Origin of the sequence: Streptacidiphilus carbonis (assembly GCF_000787775.1) — a bacterium.
GTDB lineage: Bacteria > Actinomycetota > Actinomycetes > Streptomycetales > Streptomycetaceae > Streptacidiphilus > Streptacidiphilus carbonis.
The window spans coordinates 1,477-16,899 of record NZ_BBPM01000087.1 but is presented as its reverse complement, the minus strand read 5'-3'; the positions used below and the strand labels follow the sequence as shown (position 1 = coordinate 16,899).

Sequence of the window (15,423 nt, the reverse complement as noted above, 5' to 3'; positions counted from 1 at the left end):
AGAGGGCCGGCTGCTTGTTCGTGGAACTGCAGCGGCACATCGGCAGCATCACGCCCAAGGTGCTGACCCAGCGCCTGCGCCAGCTGGAACGCGACGGCCTGGTCACCCGCACCTACCACCCCGAGGTGCCGCCCCGCGTCGAGTACGAGATCACCGAGCTGGGCCGCAGCCTCGCCCCGCTCTTCGCCACCCTCGCGGAGTGGTCGACCAACCACCTCGACTCCGTCGAAACAGCCCGCCTCGCCTACGACGGCCCGTCCCCGTCATAGCGGACGGCCGTCTGATGGCCTCAGACGCGAGAACGACTGTCCTACCCCTGAGCGCGGGCTGGAGGTTTTCGGCGAACCTCATAATCCCTGCCGGACACTGCAGTCAGCAGGAGTATGTCGAGTCGTGGTTCCGAGCATGGCGTCCGGTCAGCCGCAGGTCCGGCTCCTGTGTCATGAACTGGGGATGCCCGAAAGGAGTTGCTGGAGTTCCTCGACTGCCTGGTCGACGGCCACGACCTGGTCCGGGGGAAGCTTGTCCCAGTTGCTGTCAAGCGCGACCGAGTAGACGACCTCGATCGTCAGCGCAGCCGACCGGAACTCGGCTGCCCAGTCCACTGCCGGTACGACTAGCGCCGCCTCGAACTCATGCATCGTCTCGGGGCCTTGGGAATCGAAGACATCGGCCAGGGAGATCAAGTCGTCAGCAAAACGGCTGAGGCCGGCACCCGGGGAACGGAACTCTTCCAGGCACTGCTCGGCAATGTGCTTCTGCCGTGACCACCATCGCGGGCTTCGCTCACTGCTTGATGATTCACCCCGCTGCTCGTCGTCTGTCACGCAGAAGCGGCGGGCCAGAACTTCGGCGGAGCAGCCTCCGGGTCCACGATCCGCAGTCTGCTCTGCTGAGAGGGGTCCACGCCGTTGAGTGAGACGAGTCGCTGACCGACGGCCTTGTCGAGTTCCGCCAGGGCGTGGGGCAGGCCGGCGCATACGGTGGCGATGGCCGCGCCAAGTCCCACCAGACCGCCGTGCTTGTGGTTCTGGCGGTACTCGATGCGGTGCAAGCCCGACTCGGCGATGGGCCACGACTTCCAGCGGGCGGCTCAGTTGCTCGCGGTGCCGACGCTGACTGCGGCCGCCTGTGCCACCGAGCGGCTGCGTCTGGGAACGCTGGTGACCTCTGTCAATCCTCGTTCACCCATCACGGCCTGACCTGGGCTATTCCACTCCTGCACGGCCTCGGAGCACCGTCAGAAAGGGCTCATCTCATCCAGAACCCGCTCTGCGAGCTCGATGATCGCCTTGACTTTCGGCGCGTCGTTGGCGACATCCTGGGCTTCGATCTCGGGCGAGTCCAGATCCGCGTACTCCGCCTGGTTCCGGCGTCGGCGCATGCGGTCATAAGGCCTGAGAGCCGCCCCGAGAGGCGGATCGAGCTGCGCACTGACGGCTTCCATGACTGCGATATGGCCCCCTCGGCTGGTCGGCCGCAGTCCTTGGTTCTCCAGCACCGCGACCAGCGCCTTGCGTGCCGCGTCATACAGCAGTTGGTAAGCGCCGATCGCGTCGAAGGAAACGACCGTCTGGGCTGCCTTGAGATGATTCGATGCCTGGGCGAGGAGATTGTCGGCCTGCTCTCGGCTCGCCGGTACCCGCTCCAGTTCCTTGCGCGCCAACATGCCGTCGACCGCCGTGCGGCCCTGCTGCCACCTCATCGCCTGTTCTTCCCTTCGAACGCTTCGAGTCGGACCGTCGGTCGGCTTTGAACGCTGGTGAGGAACGGGTCCGTACCCGGCTCGCGCCACCGGGCGGGTGAGACCCGGTGGACGTTGACCTCCCGGCCGAGCAGGCGTTCCGCGCTGCGCGCGGCCTCGAACAGCTCGTCCTCGTCCGGGTTGCCCACGACGAGAACGTCGACGTCGTTGGGCACCCCGCCGCGCTCTCCTGAGTAGCGGGCCGCCCAAGAGCCGTAGATGTGGGCTTCCTCGACGCCGGCCAGCGGCAGCAACAGATCACCGAGCACAGCGACCGGCCCGTAGGTGAGGGCGAACAACTCGGTCAGTGGGTGCGCCAGCCGCCCAGCGGCGTTGGCTTGCAGAAGCCGGAGGTTTCCGTGGCGTCGCTCGGTGATCAGCTCCGCCTCGACCAGTCGGTCTGCCTCGCGACTGGCGGTTGCGCTCGAAACGCCGAAGCGCGCACCGATCTCGGCAAGCGAGGCCTCTTCCTGCGGATGCAGGTACAGCCAGGCCAGCATCTCTCCCTGAAAGGGAGTACGCAGGAGCGGCAGCAGCGCCGGCGGAGGAGTTTGCATAAGGTGAAGCCTAGCTTGCATCTTATGCAAGTAGCTATCTTGAGAACCGCAGCTCACCCTTATGGGCGACCGGGAGTACGTGGCGCGGGCCGCATCCTTGTGAGCTTCCGCTGTCTGCCACTGGCAGCTAGCTCGATGAGGCGCTCGCCGATCACGGATACGTCCGGCCGGGGCTCCTGCGCGTAGTACCAGGGCTTGCGTCGCCGCAGCAGTGCCTCGCCGTGCTCGCCCCAGCTGAAGCCAGGGTCCCGGAGTACCTTCCGGAACACCGCGTCGACGGTGTCCGGGTAGGCGGCGGCCAACCGGCTGATCGGCAGCGGTGCGATCGATTCCTCGCGCAGATACGCACGCAGCACATCCTGGTGCTGCCTGCGCCCGGGGAGGGCAGGGTTGGCGAAGAGGTCCCGCAACAGGCCGTAGTCCGGGTAGAAGTTGAGCCCGTCGACCTCGTCGTAGATGACGCCCACGGTGTCCGAGTCCGCGAGGTCGCGCGACAACTCGAAGGCCGGAAAGTCCAAGCCCGGGAGCCGTCTGCCTCGCGCACTCTCGGGTCGCTCGGCAAGGGCGGCCTCCTGCCGATGCCGGTAGTAGGCGTTGAGCCGGTCTTCGGCTTCGGCCGGAGGAAGGACCAGTTCGTCGCAACCGCAGAACGCGATGAATGCGGCCCGGTCCTCCCGCATCCGGTGCCATCCCTGCTCAATCTTCCCGGGGTTGCGGAAGACCAGCTCGGGCTGACTTGTGGCCAACTGGAGCGCGGCCCGGGCAATCTCCTTGGCACTGGACTTCGGGTAGGACGACATCGCCCCGGAGATCAGCCACGCTCCGTCCGCTGCTGGAACGGGCACCAGGCAAGCGAGAAGGAATCCGCCCTTGGACACTCCGCGGAAGGCCCCATGCCCGACATTTGAGTAGGTGCGGTACTCCATGTCGTCGACCAGGTTCAGTAGGACGACCCCGTCCCCGTCCTTGCGCCTGATCTCGAAGATGCCCTCGACCGGGTCACGCCAGCCGAGCAGCATCTCACCGTCGGCTGCGCTCAAGTCCCGCCGTGAGGCGACGAATCGGTCCACCACGGTGGCACCGTCCGGCAGGCGGTACCGGAGAATGAAGTGGTCGATGATCCGGATGGCCTCGCCCTCGTCCAACCGCCGATCAGGGCCCGCGGCCTCCAGCAGGAGCGGAGTCAGCCACCGGTCGAACCGCGCGCTCTGTGCGAAGGCGACCAGCTCGCCCTTCAAATCGGCGCTGCGTTCGATGAGATCGGTGAGCGAGCGCCCACCGGTGCCGTGATTCACGTCCTGTACCGCGATCCCCACGTCCTGTCCCTCCGCACGAGCCGGTTCCGAGATGATGTGCGGGCTGCTTGGCGTCAGCCGGCCCAGTGTCGGTATGCCTCGACCCACTCTGCTCCGACGGGGGCGGGTGTCGGCATAGGTAGATCCAATATCCCGATCCTCTGTCGAACACGGCCGCAATGGCACAGTGCGACGATTGTGCCGTCCTGAGCGAGGTCGATGCCGCTCACGGTCACCTCCACCCCGAGGAACGTCGTACTGAACGGCACTGCGAGGTTCTCCTCCATCATGGTGAACAGGCCGGTCAGCTGCTCGTCCTCGCCATAGGCGTCCACGATGGCCTCGTCGATCATGGCCTCAAGCTCGGCCCTGCCCAATGCACCCATGGCGTCACGTTAGCGGTCGTCCAGATGCCGTCACCGCGGGTTTCTGGAACCTCACCCGCCAGAGTGCACGCGTAGTGTCGAGGGCATGCGACTGAGTACGGTGATCCTCCCCATCCACCGGTGGGCCGAAGGGCAGAAGATCTGGCGGCGGGCCGAAGACCTCGGGTTTCACGCCGCCTACACCTATGACCACCTGTCCTGGCGGTCGTTCCGCGATGAGCCGTGGTTCGGGGCCGTGCCGACGCTGACCGCTGCCGCAACGGTGACGGAGCGTATGCGGATCGGCACCCTCGTCACGTCGCCCAATTTCCGTCATCCGGTGACGCTGGCGAAGGAGTTGCTGACGGTCGACGACATCTCGGGCGGGCGGCTGACCGTCGGTATCGGGGTGGGCGGGACCGGGTTCGACGCGACGGCGCTGGGCCAGGAGGAGTGGACCGCGCGGCAGCGGGCGGACCGGTTCGACGAGTTCCTGCCGCTGCTGGACAAGCTGCTGACGCAGGACGCGACCACCGGTCGCGGCGACTTCTACTCCGCCGTCGAGGCCCGCAACATCCCGGGCTGCGTGCAGCAGCCCCGCGTCCCGTTCTACGTCGCCGCCACCGGCCCGCGCGGGCTCAGGCTCGCCGCCGAGTACGGTCAGGGCTGGGTCACCTACGGCGACCCGCGCGGCCCCGCCGATGTCCCGGTCCAGCAGGCCCCGGCGGTGGTCGCCGCGCAGCTGGCGAAACTGCGGGCCGCCTGCGAGGCACAGGGGCGAGACGCCGGCGAGCTGGAGAAGGTGCTGCTGCAGGGCTCCACCGCGGAGCAGCCGCTCAGCTCGCTGAACGCCTTCGTCGACTGGGCCGGCCGCTACCAGGAGCTCGGGATCACCGAACTGGTGATCCACTGGCCGGTCCCCGACTCGATCTTCGACAACAACCTCGCGGTCTTCGAGCAGATCGCCATCGAAGGCCTCGCTCAGCTGCACTGAGCACCCGTCAGGCGAACTTGCCCTCGGCGACGTTGGGGTCGGCGGCGACACCCTGGAAGGGGTCGTCGGTGGGGTTGCGGGTGTCCGCGGGGGCGAAGGTGAACTGGGCCATGCCCCGGGTCGTGCCTTCCGGCGGGATGCCGGCCCGGTGCAGGCAGCGGGTGGTGTTGCAGAAGGCGCCGAAGCCGGCCGGGGCGTCGAAGGGGACGACCCGGGCCGGGTCGTCCAGCATCCCCCTGGCCGGACCGACCACCCGGTGCTGGCCGAGGTAGCCGCTGCGCATGATCCGCCTGGTGCTGGGGACGCTGTGCATCCGGAAGGCGCCGCCCTCGGCGGTGACCCCCTCGTTGAGCTGTACGAAGAACTTTAGCGTCGAAGTCGGGTGCTGGTCGCAGTGCCACAGGTTGCCGTAGTGGTGGACCTGCCGCTGCTCCTCGGTCAGATGGCCGATGCGCCACATCCGTACGTGCTGCACCCGCCATCGTCCGCCGTAGTAGGCGTCGAGGGTGTCCAGCACCGTGGGCGTGAGCAGTTCGCGCATGCCGGGGACCCGGTTCAGCGGGTCGACCACGTAGCGGACGACCTCCTTGATCCTGCCGCCCATGTCGACGGTGGCCGAGGGGTCCTCGATGATCTCCTCGTAGCAGCGCCGGACCTCGTCGATCAGCCCCTGCCGGTACTCCGGGTCCTGCACGCCGTAGCCGAGCCGGGTGATCCCCGCCGCCCGCTCGACCGCCTCCGGCGCCGGCACCACGGCCGGATCGGCCCGGCGACGTGCCAGCATCGGCAGCTGGCCGCGGTTGTTCTCGGTCCAGGCGTCGTTCCCCCAATAGACCCGCGCCAGTTCCAGCGCGGCAATTGTCCGCGCTCTTCCGATACGCCCCGCGTTCCCCATGAACTCCCCCACCCGCTCGCAGCCCCCCACGGCGCACCGGCACCAAACCGCTGGTCCGGACCGAATCGGACCAAGATTAGGGGCGACCGGAGAAGGTCAACAACTGCTGGGCGGCAGCAAAGATGTGAATGGCGGTCACATATTGGAAACGCTCCCGCTGCTTCGTCTGCCGACAGTCGGGCCGGACGATCTCCACGACAGACGGTGCGGGCGTGCGGGAGAATCCGGGCGTGAGATTCGGGATTCTGGGCGTGACGCAGGCGTGGGACGCCGAGGGGAGCCCGGTCGCGCTCGGCGGACCGGGACGGCGGGCCGCACTGGCGCTCCTGCTCCTGGACGCCGGGCGGATCGTCACGGTCCAGCGGATGATCGACGGCCTCTACGGCGAGGACCCGCCGGCCGCGGTCGGCAATGCGCTGCAGTCGCACGTCTCCCGGCTGCGGAGGGTGCTTCGGGGCGACCTGATCGAGACCCATCCGGCCGGGTACCGGCTCGCCGTCGACCCGGAACAGGTGGACGTCCACCGGTTCGCCCGGCTCGCCGCGCAGGGGCGCGAGACGCTGGGCGCCGGGGATCCGGCCAAGGCGGCCGAGCAGTTGCGGGACGCGCTGGCGCTGTGGCGCGGCCCGGCCCTGGCGGACGTCCAGGACGCGCCGTTCGCCGGACCGCAGGCCGTCCGGCTGGAGGAGCAGTGGCTCGGCGCCGCCGAGGACCGCGTGGAGGCGGATCTCGAACTGGTCGGCCTCGGCCGGGCGGACCCCCGCGCGCTCGTCCCCGAACTGCGGGAGCTCGTCGCGGCGCATCCCCTGCGGGAGCGGCTGAGCACCCAGTTGGTGCGGGCGCTGCACGGCAGCGGGCAGCAGGCGGAGGCCCTCGCGGCGTTCGCTGATGCCCGCGAGGCCCTCGCCGACGCGCTCGGGGCCGACCCCGGGCCCGAGCTGGCGGCAGCTCACCTGGCCGTCCTCCGGGGGCCGGCCGCGCATGTTTCACGTGGAACATTGGGGAGCGGGGAGTCCGCCGGGGGTCCGGGGGTTGCCCCCCGGGGGACTGCAGCACATGGAACATTGGGGAGCGGGGAGTCCGCCGGGGGTCCGGGGGTTGCCCCCCGGGGGACTGCGGCACGTGGAACATTGGGGAGCGGGGAGTCCGCCGACGCGGGGGCGGGTCCGGTGGTGGAGGGGCCCGCGCCGGAGCGGTTGGCGTTGCCGGGCAGGTTGAGTGGGTTGATCGGTCGGGGGGAGGAGCTGGAGCGGGTCGCGGCGATGCTGCGGGAAGGGCGGCTGGTGACGCTCACCGGCCCCGGTGGGACCGGGAAAACCCGGATAGCCGTCGAGACCGCCGCGCGGCACCCCGTCGACAGCTGCTTCGCCGACCTGTCCGGCCTCGCCGAGGGCGCGGACCTGCCGCAGGTCGTCCTCACCGCGCTGGGGCTCCGCGGCTCCGGGCTGCGCGGCGCGCACGAGGGTCCCACCCCGCTGGAGCGGCTGACCTCGGCGCTGGCCCACCGCGACCTGCTGCTGGTCCTGGACAACTGCGAGCAGTTGGTCGCCGACGCGGCCCGTCTCGCCACCGACCTCCTCGCCGCCTGCCCCGGTCTGTGCATCCTGGCCACCAGCCGGGAGGCGTTCGCGGTCACCGGCGAGCGGCTGTTCCCGGTGCCCACGCTGCCGGAGACCGCCGCGGTCGCGCTCTTCGCCGAACGGGCCACCGCGGTACGCCCGGACTTCGACCCGCGGCGGGATGCCGAAGTCGTCGCCGAGATCTGCCGACGCCTGGACGGCCTGCCGCTGGCCATCGAGCTCGCCGCCGCCCGGCTGCGGATGCTGTCGCCCCGTCAGATCGCGGACCGGCTGGACGACCGCTTCCGGCTGCTGACCGGCGGCAGCCGCACCGCGCAGCCGCGGCAGCAGACCCTGCGCGCGGTGGTCGACTGGAGCTGGGACCTGCTGCCCGAGGCCGAACGGGCGGTGCTGCGGCGGGCTTCGGTGTTCTCCGGCGGGTGGACCCTGGACGCCGCCGAGGCCGTCTGCGGCGCCGAGCCCGTCTGCGGCGGCGCGGCCGATGCCGCCGCGCACGGCGACGTACTGGAACTCCTCGGCGCGCTGGTCGACAAGTCCCTGGTCGGCGTACAGCAGGACGAGGACGGCGAGCCCCGCTACCGGCTGCTGCAGACCGTCCGCGCCTACGCGGCGGAGAAGCTCGCCGCGTCCGGTGAGGAGGACCGCGCCCGGCGGGCCCATCTGCGCTGGTTCACCCGGTTCGCCACCGAGGCGGGCCCGCGGCTGCGCGGCGCCGACCAGGTGCACTGGCTGCGCCGGCTGGCCGCCGACCACGACAACTTCCACGCCGCCCTCGGCAGTGCCGAGCCCCGCGCCGCGCTGCGGCTGATCGGCGAGCTCAGCGGCTACTGGCTGCTGCGCGGCCTGCGGTTCGAGGGCGGCCCCCACGCCCGCGCCGTGCTGTGCTTGCTGCCGCCCGAGCCGGTGCCCGGACTGGAGGAGGAGTACGCGATCTGCGTGATCCTCGGCGTGCTGACCCCCGGTGGACGCGAGGCGCTGGCCGAGCACTACGCCGTCACCGAGGCGCTGATGGCCCGGCTGCGGCTGTCGCCGTGCCGCCTGCCCGCCGTGCTGCTGCTGTGGGCGCCGATCACCGGTGCCCCCGCCGATCTGGACGACATCGACCTGTCGGCGGCCGGACAGTGGCTGGAGGACCCGTGGCACGAGGGCCTGATGCACATCGGCAATGGCTTCCAGGCGGAGTACGTCCAGTCCGACATGGCGGCGGCGGAGCGTCACTTCCTGGCGGCAGCCGAGCAGTTCGGGGCACTGGGCGACCGGTGGGGACAGCTGATGGCGGCCGGCGAGCTGGCGGTGCTGAGCCGCTGGCGGGGCGATGCGGTGGCGTCCGAGGCGTACTCGGCGCAGGCGCTGCGGCTGGCGCGGGAGCTGGGCGCCACCGAGGACCTCGCCGACCTGCTCTCCGCCCGGGCCGAGCTGAGGATCGACGCCGGGGAGCTGGACGCCGCCGTCGCCGACTGCGAGGAGGCCATCGCGCTGTACCGGCGGGTCGGCGCGGTCGACAACGTCGGGCGGCCGCAGCTGCTGCTCGCGACCGTGGCGCGGGTCCGGGGGGAGCTGCGGACGGCGCGGGAGCTGTGCCTCGGCGTGCTGGAGGCGGCGCCGCCGGGATGGTTCGGCGGGGACTGGCAGCGGGTCGGCGTGCTGCTGGAGCTGAGCCGGATCGCGCTGGCGGGAGGTGACGCGGTGACGGCGCGGGGGTATGTGCGCGAGGCGGTGCCGGTGGGAGTGGACACCCGGAACCGGCCGGCGCTGGCCGCGGCGGCGGAGGTGGTGGCGGAGGTGCTTCGGGCGGAGGGGCGGCCGGAGGGGCACGGGGCTGACGCCGTGTTGGAGGCGGGTCGGGTGCTGCGCGGGGGAGCGGGGTCCGTCGAGGCGGCTGTACGCGTGTTGACCTCGGCGGCTCAGGGGGGTGGGGGGTGATCGTCGGCGGAGGCGTTCCCGTCGGCGGGGGCTTCTCGCGCAGTTCCCCGCGCCCCGCTCTGGTCGCGTGGTCGCGGTCAGTGGGTTGGTCAGTGGGCTGGTCAGGGGTCGGTCAGCGGTTGGCCAGGGGGTGGTCAGCGGGGGCCCCGAATGTTGGGGCATGACCTCCTCGACGAACATCTCCGCGGCTCGTAAGTGGGGCACGCTGGCCATCTGCACGGTGGCCGGGCTGCTCCTGGGAATCGACAACACCGTCCTCAACCTCGCCATCCCGGACCTGGTGCGGGAGCTGAACCCCTCCTCCACCCAGATCCTGTGGATCGCCGACGCCTACAGCTTCGCGCTGGCCAGCCTGCTGGTGGTGATGGGCGGTCTCGGCGACCGGATCGGGCGCAAGAAGCTGCTGCTGGTGGGGGCGGGCTGCTTCGGTCTTGCCTCGCTGCTGGCGGCCTACTCCGGCAACCCGGACCTGCTGATCGTGGCGCGGGTGCTGCAGGGCATCGCCGGTGCGACCTTGATGCCGTCCACGGCCTCGCTGATCCGCTCCACCTTCACCGTCGCCAAGGAGCGCACCCTCGCGATGGGGATCTCCGGCGGGGTCGGCGCCATGGGCTTCGCGGTCGGTCCGGTGGTCGGCGGCGCGCTGCTGAACCACTTCTGGTGGGGTTCGGTCTTCCTGATCAATGTGCCGGTGCTGGTGCTGCTGATCGGCGCGGGCTCGGTGCTGCTGGTCGAGTCGCGCGACCCCGCCCCCGGGCGGATGGACTGGCCCAGCCTGCTGCTGTCGGTCGTCGGCCTGTTCGGTGCGGTGTACGCGGTGCAGACCGGTGCGCACGACGGCTTCGAGTCGCTCCCCGTGCTGGTCGCCGGGGTCGGCGGTGTCCTGGTGCTGACCGTGTTCGTGCTGCGGCAGTCCCGGATCGCCAACCCGCTGATCGACCTGCCGCTGCTCCGGGAGCGGGCCTTCGCCGGCTCGGTCGGCGCCAACCTGGTCACCATCGTCTCGGTCTCGGCGCTGTCGCTGGCCTTCTCGCAGTACTTCCAGGATGTGCGGGGCTGGTCCCCGCTGTCGGCGGGACTGGCGCTGCTGGCCGGTCCGGTCGGGGCGATGATCGGCGGGCCGAGCAGCGCGGCGATGATCGCCGGGGTCGGCCGGGCCCGGACCACCGCGATCGGACTGGGGCTGATGACGGTCAGCATGGTCGGCCTCAGCAGCATCGGCGTGTCCACCGCGTACTGGGTGATCGCCCCGATCGTGGTCGTCAACGGCATCGGGATGGGCTTCATCTTCGGCGTCACCCAGGACACCATGCTGGCCACCGCCCCCAAGGAGCGCGCCGGTGCGGCCGCGGCGATCGGCGAGACCGCGATGGAGCTCGGCGGCGGTCTGGGGATCGCCGTGCTCGGCAGCGTCCTGGCCGGCGCGTACCGCGGCGGGCTGCACCTGCCGGCCGGGCTGCCGGAGCAGGCGGTGGCCGCCGCGCACCAGAGCGTCGGCGGTGCGATGGCCACCGGCGCCGCGCTGCCGGCGCCGCAGGGTCCGGCGCTGGTCAGCACCGCACAGAACGCATTCGTCCACGGGATCCACATCAGCACCCTGATCGGTGCGTGCATCCTCGCGGTCGGCGCGGTGGCGTCGCTGTACGCCCTGCGCGGAGTTCCGGCGGTGATCGAGGACCCGGAGGCCGAAGGGCCGGACTCCGAGGAGTCGGGGTCCGTGCGGTCGGGGTCCGTGCGGTCGGAGTCCGTGCGGTCGGGGTTCCGGCGGGGCGAGGAGGTGGCGGAGATCCCGCTCCCGATCGCGGACTGACCGGTTGGTCACCGTCGAGCCGAGGGCCGCATCCCGCCGGGGTGCGGCCCACCGGCGTTGAACCGGCCGGCCTGAGCGAAGATGGGGAGGTGACAGCCTCCCCTGCCCCGCGCACCCGCCTGATCGCCACCGACCTCGACGGCACTCTGCTGCGCAGCGACGGAACCGTGTCCGCACGGACCCAGGCCGCGCTGGCGCTGGCCGAGGAGTCCGGCATCTCCATCGTGTTCGTCACCGGCCGACCGCCGCGCTGGCTGGAGTCGCTGGCCGAGCACACCGGCCGTCACGGCGTCGCCATCTGCTCCAACGGCGCTGCCGTGTACGACGTCCGGCGCAAGGAGCTGGTGGAGACGGCACCACTGCGGCCCGAGGACTCGCAGGCCGTGGTGACCGCGCTGCGCACGGAGCTGCCGGGGGTGGCCTTCGCCTTCGAGTACCCGGGCGGGTTCGCCCATGAGCCCGCCTACCGGTCGATGCTGGACTGGTCCCCCGCGGACCGGGTCTGCTCCGCCGAGGAGCTGTTGGCGGGTCCTGAGGGCCTCACCGTCTTCAAGGTGCTGGCGCAGGTGCCGGAGCTGGAGCCGGACGAGATGCTGCGGCGGGCGTGCGGCGCGGCGGGCGGGTTGGCGGAGATCACCCGCTCCAGCCCGCTGCTGGAGATCGGCGCGGCGGGCGTCACCAAGGCGACGGCGCTCGCCCACTGGTGCGGCGAGCAGGGGATCGCCGCCGAGGAGGTGGTGGCCTTCGGCGACATGCAGAACGACCTGCCGATGCTGGCCTGGGCCGGCCGGGGGTACGCCATGGCGAATGCGCACCCCGCGGTGCTGGCCAGCTGTGCACTCCGGGCTCTGAACCATGACGAGGACGGGGTCGCCGTAGTCATCGAGCAGTTGGTGCGGCAGGAGATGTGACTGCGGACCGTAGGAGGCTGGTCGCGCAGTTCCCCGCGCCCCTGGGCAATGGCAACTGACCCACGGTGGGTCGGTTGCAGCGCCGTTGGGGGCGCGGGGAACTGCGCGGACGACCGGCTGCGGCCGCGGCCAAAATCCGGCTAGTTCCCGGAGGGGGCTCCGCTGGGGGCTCCGCCCTGGCCCCCCTGACCGCCGCCGAATCCACCGCAGCCGCCGCCCTGACCGCCGCCGCCGGCCCCCGCGCTCCCGGAGGGCCGCGCACCCGACGGCATCCCCGAGGGCCGGGCCCCGCCCGACATCGCCGCACCGGACGGCATCCCGGAGGGCCTGGCACCGCCCGAGGGCATCCCCGAAGCGCGGGTACCGCCGGAGGGCATGCCCGAGGGGCGGCTGCAACTGGCGTTGCTGGTGGTGGTGTTCGAGGACGAGGACGAGGAGGAGGAGCTCGAACCGCACGCGGTCAGCGCCAGGCCACCCGCCAGCAGAATCGCAGCCGCCGGGGCGACCCGGCGCTTGAGGGTGCTACTCAGGGCAGTGGTCATCGCTGTGGGCTCCTCATTTGCTTATGCGGACGAAACATCAGCCCACCATGAGGTCCTGTCAGCCAGCCGTGCGCCGGGTAGCAATCCCGTGCGACTCACCGGGCCCGTGCGCCACACGCTACGGCGGCGCTGCAGCCGCGCTACAACGGCGCCGTCCACGAGAGCAGGGTGCCCATGTCGTCCGGTCCGGACTGGTGCCAGGCCGCGCCGCCGAGCGCCGCGGCGCGGTCGGCGAGGTTCCGCAGTCCGCTGCGGCGCCCGCCCTCGGGGATGCCGACGCCGTCGTCCAGGACGGTGAGCAGTACGGCCGGACGGCCCGCCCCCGCCTCGCGCAGGGCGGCCGAGAGGTCGCCGCTGCCCTGGGCCAGTTCCAGGGTGTCGCGGGAGCTGGTGAGGCGGCCCTCGTCGTCGATGTGGGCGGTGGTGTCGACGGTCACCGCCACGGTGTCGGCGCGGGCGTGCCTGGCCGCGTTGGAGAGGGCCTCCCGCAGTGCGGCGATGAGCTGGCGTCCGATCCGCTCGCTGACCATCGTCTCCACCGGGCCGACGAAGCCGACGGCGGGTTTGAAGCCCAGCGGCCCGGCCGCCTGGGTGGCCTCGCGGAGGATGCGGCTGCGCAGGTCGGAGTCGGCGGGCGTGTCGTCGTGCTGGAGGGCGTAGATGGTGGTGCGGACCTCCTGGATGGTGGCGTCCAGCTCGTCCACCGCCTTGCCGATCCGCACCTGCACCTCGGGGACCCGGGCCTTGCGGGCCGCGCTCTCCAGCATCATGCCGGTGGCGAAGAGCCGCTGGATGACCAGGTCGTGCAGGTCGCGGGCGATCCGGTCGCGGTCCTGGTAGACGGCGAGCCGCTGCTGGTCCTGCTGGCCCTCGGCCAGCCGCAGCGCGAGGGCCGCCTGGCCGGCGAACGCGCCGGCGAGTTGCACCTCGTCGGCGGTGAAGGGCGGGCTGCCGGCCCGGCGCCAGACGGCGACGGCGCCGAGGATGCGCCCGGCGCTGGTCATCGGCAGGGCCATGCTGGGGCCGAACACCTTGGCGATCCTGGAGGAGACCCGGGGGTCGCTGCCCAGGTCGTCGATGATCACGTTCTGACCCGCCATCAGCAGGGCCACCTGGTCATTGGCCGGGACGTGCTCCCCCACCACGAAGTCTGCGGCCTCGCCTGCGGCGTGCGAGACCCGGAGGCCGCCGTCGCCGGTGGGCAGCAGGATCATGCCCAGGGCGGCGGCGGCCAGGTCGCGGACCTGTTCGGCGGCGATGGTGAGGGCGGCGTGGGCGTCCTCCGAGGTCAGCAGGACGGTGGTGACCTCGCCGGCCCCGGCGATCCAGCGCTCGCGCAGCCGGCCCTCCTCATAGAGGCGGGCGTTGGCGATGGCGACCCCCGCAGCGGCCGCCAGGGCCTCCATGACCTGCTGGTCCTCGGCGCTGAAGGCGGCGGCGCGGCCTTCGGCCGCGGCGTGCTTCTCGGTGACGTAGAGGTTGCCGAAGACCTCGTCGCGGACCCGGATCGGGACGCTGAGGAAGGAGTGCATCGGCGGGTGGTTCGAAGGGACGCCGACCGAGCGGGGGTCGGCGGTGAGGTCCTCCAGGCGGAGCGGCCTGGGGTCGTCGATGATCGCGCCCAGCAGGCCCCGGCCTTCGGGGTAGTGGCCGATCCGGGCAGCCGCCTCGTCGGTCAGGCCGACCTGGATGAAGTCGACCAGACCGGTGGCGTGCGGTGCGAGGACGCCGACGGCGGCGTACTGCGCATCCGCGAGGTCCGCCGCTGCGGCTGCGATGCGCCGGAGGGTGGCGTGCAGGTTCAGGCCCGAGCTGACCGCGACCACGGCCTCCAGCAGCTCCCGCATCCGGTCGTTGACGGCCGCGACGGCGTGCAGCCGTTCGGACACCTCGGTGACCAGGGCGTCCAGGCCCAGCGCGGGCGGGAGGTGCGTCATGGGGTCAGGGTATTTTGGGACGGTTTGGGGTGGTAGTGGGGTTAGACCATTAGACCAGGAGGGAGTCGTCCTGGCGGAGGGCCTCTGTTTCGCGCTCGCGTTCCCAGCTGCGGCGGAACGGCCCGTCGGCGGCGGTCAGCTCGGACCAGGTGCCGCGTTGGACGATGCGGCCGTGGTCCAGGACCAGGATCTCGTCGACGGCGTCCAGGCCGGTCAGCCGATGGGTGATCAGCAGGGTGGTCCGGCCCTCGGTTGCGGCCAGCAGGTCCGCGGTGAGGGCGTCGGCGGTGGCGAGGTCCAGGTGCTCGGCGGGCTCGTCCAGGAGCAGCACCGGGAAGTCCGCGAGCAGGGCCCGGGCCAGGGCGAGGCGCTGGCGCTGGCCGCCGGAGAGGCGGGTGCCGTGCTCCCCCACCATGGTGTCGAGTCCCTCGGGTAGGTCGTCGCGGATCCAGTCGGCGAGGCGGGCTGCGGTCAGGGCCCGCCAGAGGTCCTCCTCGGTGCAGTCGGGGCGGGCGAGGCGGAGGTTCTCGCGGAGCGAGCTGTCGAAGATGTGGGCGTCCTGGGCGCAGATGCCCACGGCGGTACGGACGTCGTCACCGGGGATGGCGGTGGTGTCGGTGCCGTTGAGGGTGACGGTGCCGGACGCCGGGTCCAGGAAGCGGAGCAGGACGTGGGCGAGGGTGGTCTTGCCGGAGCCGCTGGGGCCCACGACCGCGATGCGGTGGTTCTCGGGGAGGTCGAGGGTGAGGTCGGTCAGGGCGGGCTGTTGCTGTCCGGGCCACGCGGCGGTGAGGTCGGTGGCGCGGAGGGGGAAGGGGGTGGAGGGGACGGCGGCTGGTACGGCGGGGCGGGGGGGGGGGGGGGGGGGGC

At 71.7% G+C, this 15,423-nt stretch carries 15 protein-coding genes and 1 pseudogene; 6 read left to right on the top strand and 10 right to left on the bottom strand.

The window, feature by feature from the left end; genetic code table 11:
• On the top strand, positions 1 to 269 hold a 269-nt coding region (locus TR46_RS44865; RefSeq protein WP_042410610.1), incomplete at its 5' end, for a winged helix-turn-helix transcriptional regulator.
• A 171-nt stretch (positions 270 to 440) separates the two neighbouring features.
• Here TR46_RS44865 and TR46_RS41865 read toward each other — a convergent pair.
• Positions 441 to 827, bottom strand: a complete 387-nt coding sequence (locus tag TR46_RS41865) for a hypothetical protein (protein WP_152626885.1) — start codon at positions 825 to 827, stop codon at positions 441 to 443.
• Positions 824 to 1,054: a hypothetical protein gene (locus tag TR46_RS35275; RefSeq protein ID WP_201776478.1), complete on the bottom strand. Its 231-nt coding sequence runs from the start codon at positions 1,052 to 1,054 to the stop codon at positions 824 to 826. The genes TR46_RS41865 and TR46_RS35275 overlap by 4 nt, the downstream gene beginning before the upstream one ends.
• A 49-nt stretch (positions 1,055 to 1,103) precedes the next feature.
• Here TR46_RS35275 and TR46_RS44860 point away from each other — a divergent pair.
• Positions 1,104 to 1,196 (top strand): annotated as a pseudogene (locus TR46_RS44860) (LLM class flavin-dependent oxidoreductase); the annotation flags it as partial.
• 44 nt (positions 1,197 to 1,240) lie between these two features.
• On the opposite strand, the gene TR46_RS35270 reads toward TR46_RS44860, so the two are convergent.
• From TR46_RS35270 to TR46_RS35255, 4 genes are all read right to left on the bottom strand, one after another.
• The gene (locus tag TR46_RS35270; RefSeq protein WP_042410604.1) at positions 1,241 to 1,705 is read right to left on the bottom strand and encodes a hypothetical protein; all 465 of its coding nucleotides are present in this window, start codon (positions 1,703 to 1,705) and stop codon (positions 1,241 to 1,243) included.
• Positions 1,702 to 2,244: a MarR family transcriptional regulator gene (locus TR46_RS35265; protein ID WP_236655670.1), complete on the bottom strand. Its 543-nt coding sequence runs from the start codon at positions 2,242 to 2,244 to the stop codon at positions 1,702 to 1,704. Before TR46_RS35265 ends, TR46_RS35270 begins: the two co-directional genes overlap by 4 nt.
• 116 nt (positions 2,245 to 2,360) lie before the next feature.
• Positions 2,361 to 3,617 carry a hypothetical protein gene (locus tag TR46_RS35260; RefSeq protein ID WP_042410599.1) on the bottom strand — a complete coding sequence of 419 codons (1,257 nt, stop codon included), beginning with the start codon at positions 3,615 to 3,617 and terminating at the stop codon, positions 2,361 to 2,363.
• 53 nt (positions 3,618 to 3,670) lie between these two features.
• Positions 3,671 to 3,949, bottom strand: coding sequence for a calcium-binding protein (locus TR46_RS35255; protein WP_369406028.1), 279 nt, complete (start codon positions 3,947 to 3,949; stop codon positions 3,671 to 3,673).
• 118 nt (positions 3,950 to 4,067) lie between these two features.
• Here TR46_RS35255 and TR46_RS35250 point away from each other — a divergent pair, with 118 nt between their 5' ends.
• Complete coding sequence (locus tag TR46_RS35250) at positions 4,068 to 4,955, top strand: LLM class flavin-dependent oxidoreductase (RefSeq protein ID WP_042410594.1); 888 nt, start codon at positions 4,068 to 4,070, stop codon at positions 4,953 to 4,955.
• Positions 4,956 to 4,962: 7 nt separating this feature from the next.
• Here TR46_RS35250 and TR46_RS35245 read toward each other — a convergent pair whose 3' ends face one another.
• Complete coding sequence (locus TR46_RS35245) at positions 4,963 to 5,850, bottom strand: hypothetical protein (RefSeq protein ID WP_152626884.1); 888 nt, start codon at positions 5,848 to 5,850, stop codon at positions 4,963 to 4,965.
• Between the two features lie 230 nt (positions 5,851 to 6,080).
• Between TR46_RS35245 and TR46_RS43845 the strand changes: the two genes are divergently transcribed.
• The 3 genes from TR46_RS43845 to TR46_RS35230 all read left to right on the top strand — a co-directional run bounded on the left by TR46_RS43845 (position 6,081) and on the right by TR46_RS35230 (position 12,074).
• A complete protein-coding gene (locus tag TR46_RS43845) occupies positions 6,081 to 9,353 on the top strand; it encodes an AfsR/SARP family transcriptional regulator (protein ID WP_152626883.1) in 3,273 nt (1,090 codons plus the stop codon).
• 160 nt (positions 9,354 to 9,513) lie between these two features.
• On the top strand, positions 9,514 to 11,163 hold the full coding sequence (locus tag TR46_RS35235; protein ID WP_063770741.1) for an MFS transporter: 1,650 nt from the start codon (positions 9,514 to 9,516) through the stop codon (positions 11,161 to 11,163).
• Positions 11,164 to 11,252: 89 nt separating this feature from the next.
• The gene (locus TR46_RS35230; protein WP_152626882.1) at positions 11,253 to 12,074 is read left to right on the top strand and encodes an HAD family hydrolase; all 822 of its coding nucleotides are present in this window, start codon (positions 11,253 to 11,255) and stop codon (positions 12,072 to 12,074) included.
• A gap of 140 nt (positions 12,075 to 12,214) precedes the next feature.
• On the opposite strand, the gene TR46_RS40415 is transcribed toward TR46_RS35230, so the two are convergent.
• From TR46_RS40415 to TR46_RS35220, 3 genes are all read right to left on the bottom strand, one after another.
• Positions 12,215 to 12,616: a hypothetical protein gene (locus tag TR46_RS40415; protein WP_084719211.1), complete on the bottom strand. Its 402-nt coding sequence runs from the start codon at positions 12,614 to 12,616 to the stop codon at positions 12,215 to 12,217.
• Positions 12,617 to 12,756: 140 nt separating this feature from the next.
• Positions 12,757 to 14,553 (bottom strand): sensor histidine kinase, encoded by a 1,797-nt coding sequence (locus tag TR46_RS35225; protein WP_042410591.1) that lies wholly within the window; start codon positions 14,551 to 14,553, stop codon positions 12,757 to 12,759.
• Between the two features lie 49 nt (positions 14,554 to 14,602).
• Positions 14,603 to 15,423: amino acid ABC transporter ATP-binding/permease protein (locus tag TR46_RS35220; RefSeq protein ID WP_042410590.1), on the bottom strand; the 821-nt coding region annotated here is incomplete at its 5' end.

Bases quoted from the DNA above. Each gene is read 5' to 3' on its own strand.
- TR46_RS35245 (WP_152626884.1), bottom strand. From the start codon at position 5,850: ATGGGGAACGCGGGGCGTATCGGAAGAGCGCGGACAATTGCCGCGCTG.
- TR46_RS35235 (WP_063770741.1), top strand. From the start codon at position 9,514: ATGACCTCCTCGACGAACATCTCCGCGGCTCGTAAGTGGGGCACGCTG.
- TR46_RS35225 (WP_042410591.1), bottom strand. From the start codon at position 14,553: ATGACGCACCTCCCGCCCGCGCTGGGCCTGGACGCCCTGGTCACCGAG.
- TR46_RS35250 (WP_042410594.1), top strand. From the start codon at position 4,068: ATGCGACTGAGTACGGTGATCCTCCCCATCCACCGGTGGGCCGAAGGG.
- TR46_RS35270 (WP_042410604.1), bottom strand. From the start codon at position 1,705: ATGAGGTGGCAGCAGGGCCGCACGGCGGTCGACGGCATGTTGGCGCGC.
- TR46_RS35255 (WP_369406028.1), bottom strand. From the start codon at position 3,949: ATGATCGACGAGGCCATCGTGGACGCCTATGGCGAGGACGAGCAGCTG.
- TR46_RS40415 (WP_084719211.1), bottom strand. From the start codon at position 12,616: ATGACCACTGCCCTGAGTAGCACCCTCAAGCGCCGGGTCGCCCCGGCG.
- TR46_RS35265 (WP_236655670.1), bottom strand. From the start codon at position 2,244: ATGCTGGCCTGGCTGTACCTGCATCCGCAGGAAGAGGCCTCGCTTGCC.